The sequence below is a fragment of the Pseudoalteromonas sp. CNC9-20 genome (assembly GCF_022347875.1).
Classification (GTDB): Bacteria; Pseudomonadota; Gammaproteobacteria; order Enterobacterales; family Alteromonadaceae; genus Pseudoalteromonas; species Pseudoalteromonas ruthenica.
Genome location: NZ_JAKRFS010000001.1, coordinates 798,003 through 805,009, shown reverse-complemented (window position 1 = coordinate 805,009; position 7,007 = coordinate 798,003). Strand labels below are relative to the sequence as shown.

General features: G+C 47.5%; 6 protein-coding genes and 1 rRNA gene. 6 read left to right on the top strand and 1 reads right to left on the bottom strand.

Annotated features, from left to right (window positions below; all coding sequences use genetic code 11):
• The 6 genes from rrf to ihfA form a co-directional block, all read left to right on the top strand.
• A 5S ribosomal RNA gene (gene rrf, locus MHM89_RS03640) occupies window positions 1–102 on the top strand; the annotation flags it as partial.
• 330 nt (window positions 103–432) lie between these two features.
• Window positions 433–1,479 (top strand): DUF2066 domain-containing protein, encoded by a 1,047-nt coding sequence (locus MHM89_RS03635; RefSeq protein WP_343224211.1) that lies wholly within the window; start codon window positions 433–435, stop codon window positions 1,477–1,479.
• A 6-nt stretch (window positions 1,480–1,485) separates the two neighbouring features.
• Window positions 1,486–2,187, top strand: a complete 702-nt coding sequence (gene hda, locus MHM89_RS03630) for a DnaA regulatory inactivator Hda (protein ID WP_026110924.1) — start codon at window positions 1,486–1,488, stop codon at window positions 2,185–2,187.
• A 93-nt stretch (window positions 2,188–2,280) separates the two neighbouring features.
• Window positions 2,281–3,261, top strand: a complete 981-nt coding sequence (gene pheS, locus MHM89_RS03625) for a phenylalanine--tRNA ligase subunit alpha (RefSeq protein WP_239408089.1) — start codon at window positions 2,281–2,283, stop codon at window positions 3,259–3,261.
• 13 nt (window positions 3,262–3,274) lie between these two features.
• Window positions 3,275–5,662, top strand: a complete 2,388-nt coding sequence (gene pheT, locus MHM89_RS03620; RefSeq protein ID WP_239408088.1) for a phenylalanine--tRNA ligase subunit beta — start codon at window positions 3,275–3,277, stop codon at window positions 5,660–5,662.
• Between the two features lie 2 nt (window positions 5,663–5,664).
• On the top strand, window positions 5,665–5,964 hold the full coding sequence (gene ihfA, locus MHM89_RS03615; protein WP_022943602.1) for an integration host factor subunit alpha: 300 nt from the start codon (window positions 5,665–5,667) through the stop codon (window positions 5,962–5,964).
• Between the two features lie 45 nt (window positions 5,965–6,009).
• On the opposite strand, the gene MHM89_RS03610 is transcribed toward ihfA, so the two are convergent.
• Window positions 6,010–6,804, bottom strand: coding sequence for a DUF2989 domain-containing protein (locus MHM89_RS03610; RefSeq protein WP_239408087.1), 795 nt, complete (start codon window positions 6,802–6,804; stop codon window positions 6,010–6,012).
• Window positions 6,805–7,007: the final 203 nt, after the last annotated feature.

The window sequence follows — 7,007 nt, the reverse complement described above, 5'->3', positions numbered from 1 at the left end:
GCGTTCTGGACCCACCTGACCCCATGCCGAACTCAGAAGTGAAACGGAACTGCGCCGATGATAGTGTGGGTTCGCCCATGTGAAAGTAGGTCATCACCAGGCTCCTAATTAGAGAGACCCGTTGCAGAAGTGCAGCGGGTTTTTTATGCCTGTAGAAAAGAACCCCACACCTGTAGGCAAGGCTTCAGCCTTGCAACATCAAGTCAGGGTAAACCCTGACCTACAACAGAGCGAAACACCCATCACCACACCCGTAGGCAAGGCCTCAGCCTTGCAGCATGCAGTCAGGGTCACAACACAGGGATACATTAATCATTGTTAACCGCCTATATTCAGGCTCTCTTCATAGCCGTTGTTAATCTTAGCGAACCTTTTGCTTTGTTTTAGTCTTTGCTTTAGGATCAGGGCATTATGATTGAGGTATGAAGCAACGTGATCCGTAATTTATTCCTGCTATGTGCAATGTTTATCGCCTTCTCAAATCAGGCGATAGAAGTAAAAGGGCTGTATCAGTATCAACAGCCAGTAGATGATAAAACTCGTGCCAGCCGGGTCACGGCAAGTCAGAACGCATTATTAAATGTAGTGATCAAGGTCACGGGTGAGCCCGATGCAACGAACAACCAGGTGGTGCGGGGCGCTTTATCTGATATCTCCGACTATATGACTAAATTTGAATACGGCGATAACGAAGGGCAATCATACTTAAACGTGCAATTTGACAGCAACAAGGTCAATACCTTAGTCAGAGAAGCCGGTTTGCCACTGTGGGGCAATCGCCGTCCTTTGGTGGTCATTTGGTTGGCGATTGAAGATGGCTGGCGACGGGAGCTGCTCACTGCTGATACCCACCCGCAAGTCGAGGAGTTACTGTCAGATCGTGCCTCTCGTCGCGGGCTCCCCATTGTTACTCCTTTACTCGACCTTGAAGACAGACAACATGTCGAAGTCACCGACGTATGGGGAAATTTCAGTGACTCGCTGGACATCGCTTCGCAGCGCTATATGGCAGAACGCGTTGTGTCAGCGAGACTCTATCAAGATGAACGCTCCGGAGCGTGGGAGCTCGATTGGCGCTTCACCAATGAAGATCAGTTCGAGGCCACCCGACACAAGGGCGACAAGCAACAGGTTATTCTCGATATGGTCGACGCGCTAGCCAGTGCCCTTGCCAGTGAGTATGCAATTGATGCGGCTTCTGGCTATGATGCACAGCAGCAAATGCTTAAGCTTTATAACACCACCAGTTTTGTTGATATTGAGTATGCCTTGCGGCGCTTACGTAGTCTGAGTGTGGTCACTGATGCCAACGTTAGTCATGTTGCTAAAAAGTTCATTGAAATAAATGTCAGTCATACTGGCAGTATTGATGACTTGCGCAAAGCACTGACGCTTGATTCCTATTTTAGTGATTATCGCGACCCAGATAAGTTTTATTACTCCACTAGCAATGACGATCTTGAGTATGCGTGGCAATAACTGATGATGCAGCATTCGCAACTGGCATTGCCTGTTACTTTACCTGATGACGAAACCTATGCCAGTTACTTTGGTGGCGAAGACTCGTTAGAGGTTAATCACTTAAAAGCGGCCTTTGAACACCTGACACAGCAATTTCAGTACACCTATTTATGTGGGTTAGGGGACTCGGGTAAATCGCATTTACTTTATGCTACCTGTATCCATGCCCAAGAGCAGGGCTTGTCCAGTATGCTGTTGTCGTTAAGTGAGGTTCAGCAGTTTGGTGCTCAGGTGTTAGAGGGGCTCGATACCCTCGATGTGGTATGTATCGACGATTTGCACTTAGTCGCCGGTGATGAGGCCTGGGAAAAAGCCTTATTCAACTTTTTTAACCGTTTTAATGAGCCGGGCAAGCTGTTGCTGATTTCCGCCGATTTATTGCCGGATATGCTTAATATTACGCTGCCGGATTTAGAATCGCGTCTGAAATGGGGCACCACCTTACAAATCCGCTCGATGAGCGATGATGATAAGGCTCAAGCATTAACAAATAGAGCGAAAATGCGCGGCTTAGAACTTTCTGATGATTGTGCACGTTTTTTATTGACGCGCTTAAGCCGTGACATGCGTGCACTACTCGATGTATTGGACACACTCGATCATGCCTCTATGGCAGCGCAGCGAAAGCTCACCATTCCGTTTATAAAAGCCACTTTAAAGCTATAGAAAGCGCCGCTCAGGGCTAGAATCAGAGCGGCCCTTTGGTTATCATAAGTGGTTAAATAAACACTTTAAATTATCACCCTAGTCAGGTATCCGATGAACTTAGAAGCGATTTTGGCTGACGCCTTAAAGGCGGTTGATTCAGCCAGCGAAATCGCGCACCTAGAAGATGTGCGCGTAAACTACCTTGGAAAGAAAGGTGAAATTACCGGGTTACTGAAAACGCTTGGTAAAATGGCGCCAGAAGAGCGTAAGAGCGCCGGCCAAGTGATTAACCAAGCCAAGCAGCAAGTGACTGAAGCGATCAATGAAAAGCGTGAAGCGCTGAACGCAAAAGCATTAGAGCAAAAGCTGGCAGCAGAAACCATTGATGTCACCTTATCTGGGCGCAATATGGCCAGCGGCGGCATTCATCCCGTTACCCGGACCATTGAACGCATCGAGTCTTTCTTCGGTGAGTTGGGTTTTGCGGTGAAGCAAGGGCCCGAGGTGGAAGATGACTTCCACAACTTTGATGCCTTGAACATTCCTGCACATCACCCGGCACGCGCGGATCACGATACCTTCTACTTTAACCCCAAGTTGGTATTACGCACGCAAACCAGTGGTGTACAAATACGTACCATGGAAACTGAGCAACCGCCGTTGCGTATTATCTCGCCAGGTCGAGTGTATCGTAACGATTACGATCAAACGCATACACCGATGTTCCATCAGGTTGAAGGTTTGATGGTGGATACAGACGTTAGCTTCACTGAACTCAAGGGCATTTTGCACGATTTTCTTCGTAACTTTTTTGAAGAAGATATGGAAATTCGTTTCCGCCCTTCTTACTTCCCATTCACTGAGCCATCGGCAGAGGTTGATGTGAAAGGTAAAGACGGCAAATGGTTAGAGGTTCTTGGTTGCGGTATGGTGCACCCGAATGTGTTGCGTTCAGTTAATATCGACCCAGAAAAATACACTGGTTTTGCCTTTGGTATGGGGGTAGAGCGCCTTACCATGTTGCGCTATGGCGTTAATGACTTACGCGCATTTTTCGAAAATGATTTGAAATTCCTAAACCAGTTCCGTTAAGAGGTCGTGATAAATGAAATTCAGTGAAAAGTGGTTACGTGAATGGGTGAACCCGGCCATCGATAGCGACGCACTTGCGGAGCAGTTGTCAATGGCGGGACTGGAAGTGGATGCATTAGAACCAGCTGCAGGCCAGTTTAGTGGTGTGGTTGTCGGCGAAGTTGTCGAGTGTGGTCAGCACCCTGATGCCGATAAACTACGTGTGACGAAAGTAAACGTCGGTGATGATGAGTTACTTGATATTGTGTGCGGCGCACCTAACTGTCGTCAAGGTATCAAAGTGGCAGTGGCGAAAGTCGGCGCGGTATTACCCGGCGATTTTAAAATCAAAAAGGCCAAGCTGCGTGGTCAACCGTCGCATGGCATGTTATGCGCATTCGTAGAGCTAGGTATCAGTGAAGAGGGCGATGGCATTATGGAATTGCCAGCCGATGCGCCCATTGGCACCGATTTACGTGAGTACCTAAGCCTTGATGACCATATTATCGATGTTGATTTAACGCCGAACCGCAGCGATTGCCTGGGTATTAAAGGCTTGGCTCGCGAAGTGGGGGTGCTAAACAACCTGGACGTGAATGAACTGACGATTGCGCCGGTAGAGCCCACCATTGATGATAAAGTCAGCATTGAGCTAGTTAACGAGCAAGGTTGCCCTCGTTACCTTGGTCGCGTAATTAAGGGCATCAATCTTGATGCGCAAACGCCATTGTGGATGGTTGAGAAATTGCGCCGCAGTGGTATTCGCTCTATTGACCCTGTGGTTGATGTCACCAACTATGTGTTGATTGAGCTGGGCCATCCTATGCATGCGTTTGACTTAGCCGCCATTGAAGGTGGTATTAAGGTACGCAGTGCCAATGCCGGTGAAGAATTGGTTTTGCTTGATGGCAACACTGCGAAACTCAATGAATCGACGCTAGTGATCGCCGATCATAATAAAGCCTTAGCCATGGCGGGTATCTTTGGTGGAGAGGGCTCTGGGGTCACCGAGAAAACCAGCGATATTTTACTTGAAAGTGCCTTCTTTAACCCTGTCGCTATTGCCGGCCAGGCACGAAGCTATGGGCTGCACACCGATGCCTCGCACCGTTATGAGCGCGGAGTTGATTTTGCGTTACAACGTGACGCCATGGAACGTGCTACGGCATTGTTACTTGATATAGTCGGAGGTCAAGCTGGCCCTGTTGTTGAGGCTGTTGCTACAGAGCAGTTACCAAAGGTCACAGCGGTTACTTTACGTCGTGAACGTTTAGACCGTGTGATTGGCTATCATATCGATGATGAAACCGTGACCAATATCCAGCGTCGTTTGGGCCTAGACGTCCAATTCACAAACGGTACTTGGCAGGCCGATGTGCCCAGTTATCGCTTTGATATTCGCATCGAGGAAGACTTAATCGAAGAAGTCGCTCGGGTCTATGGCTATAACAATATTCCTAATGTTGCGCCAATGGCGAAACTTAACATGACAGCTCACAACGAAGCGTCAGTGCCGGTTAAGCGTTTGCGCGATACCTTAGTGACGCGCGGTTATCAAGAAGCCATTACTTATAGCTTTGTTGATCCTAAGGTCCAGGCTGCCATCCATGGCGATGAGCAAGCATTGCATTTACCGCACCCTATTTCGGCGGACATGTCGGTCATGCGTCTGTCGTTGATGCCGGGGTTACTGAATGCGTTGGTGTACAACCAAAATCGTCAGCAATCACGCGTGCGCTTGTTTGAGCATGGACTGAAGTTCATTGCTGATGAACAAGCTGAAAATGGCGTGCGTCAGCAGGCTGTGTTTGGTGGCATTGTCTCGGGCACAAGTTATGGCGAGCATTGGAATGTACCAAGCCGCGCGGTCGACTTCTATGATGTGAAAGGGGACGTGGAAGCGTTACTGGCGCTATGCAATGACAGTGCACGCTTTAGTTTCAAAGCACAGCAATGTGATGGTTTGCACCCGGGCCAAAGTGCCGCTATCTTTGTTGATGGGCAGCAGGTCGGTTTTGTTGGTGCTGTGCATCCACAGTTGCAAAAGCAGCTTGGTATTAACGGTGCAGCCTATGTCTTTGAAATTGAAGTAGCCGCAGTGGCTACCCGTGTTCTTCCAGAAGCTGTAGGAATATCCAAGTTCCCATCGAACCGCCGAGACATCGCGATTTTGGTGGAAGATAAGGTTCATGCTGGTGATGTTTTAGCCACTATAGAAAAAGTTGGCGGAAATCAATTGGTTGACCTAAACTTATTCGATGTGTATAAGGGCAAAGGTATCGAGCCAAATTATAAGAGTTTGGCAATTGCTCTGACACTGCAGGCGGTTGATAGAACGCTCGAAGAGAAAGATATCAACTTAGTTGTCGACAACGTCGTGGCCGCATTGGCCAAAGAGTTTAACGCATCGTTGAGGGACTAGATATGGCGCTTACCAAAGCCGACATAGCTGAACACCTATTTGAGAAGTTGGGGATCAATAAAAAGGATGCCAAAGAACTAGTTGAAGCGTTTTTTGAAGAAATCCGCTCAGCTTTAGAAAATGGGGAGCAAATTAAGCTTTCCGGCTTTGGCAACTTCGATCTTCGTGATAAGAAAGAGCGACCAGGTCGTAACCCCAAAACCGGAGAAGATATTCCTATCTCGGCGCGCCGAGTGGTCACTTTTAGACCCGGACAAAAGCTAAAAACCCGTGTTGAAGTGGGCACTAGCAAATTAAAGTAATAAAAAAGCAGCCTGAAGGCTGCTTTTTACTTTTATGGAGTTTACTTATGAGCGGGGCGAGCGGAATTGTCCGCTCATGATTTGCTCGTAGGTAGTTTGTGCTAAGGTATCTAGGCGCTCTAAGTCATGCCCGTCATCTAAGGCTCTTGCGCGTAAAGGCGCAAAGTCAATGTTTTCCACGCCGGCCTGCTTGGCCACCACCGCAAAGGTATACGCTAAATTATACTGTTCTTGCTGATAGAAAATATTGACCAGTGAAGTAAGCACTTCAGGGTGAGGCTGTTGATCAGCACCATTAAGCTCAAGACTACGGTATAAGTGATCCAACGTTTTTTGCGTATCCACTTTCATGTAGTAACTGGCCAGATAAAACTGTGCATCTCGGCTGTTTTTTACTTTTGTGTCTTCTTGCATCGACAGCAGTTTTTGCAGTGCACTATTATCGTTGTTACGCGACCAGTGAAAATACAGCAGTCCTGGATGATTGCTACTACGGGTTTCATAAAGTAAGCGATTAATTTCTTTTTGTGCCGTGTGATAGCCCTTATAACGCGAGGCGGTCTTTTCTTTTAGCTTTATGTGTTCAATTTTTGAAGCGAGATTGACACATTGGCTGTAGCGTTCAAAGTCTTTTAGTAATTGGTATTTTCGCTCCAAAGTCGGCTTTTCATACTCATGAAAGCGACTTATGATCACTTCTGCGCGTTCATGTCGGCAGTGACTGTCTGTGTTTAAGTCATTACACATGGCCGGAGTTTGCTCACAGACTTCCCGCACTGTCAGGCTTGAGTCACAGCCGCTCAACGTTGTAACTAAGGCCAAGCCGATAATAAGTCGCATGGTTATTCCTTTTCTTTGTATTAGTGCGCTCACACCATCATGTTATGCGCTGAAATTGACGTTACTTTTCGTCAATGGGTGTAAAACTGCTTTAGTCATTGATTTTATTGTAGCTCAAAGCGTTATAGGGAGACACCTTGTACCCAAGAGTAATGTAGAGGTGGTTATTGCTCGCGCTTTGCATTAGAATATGCCCGCCTGCT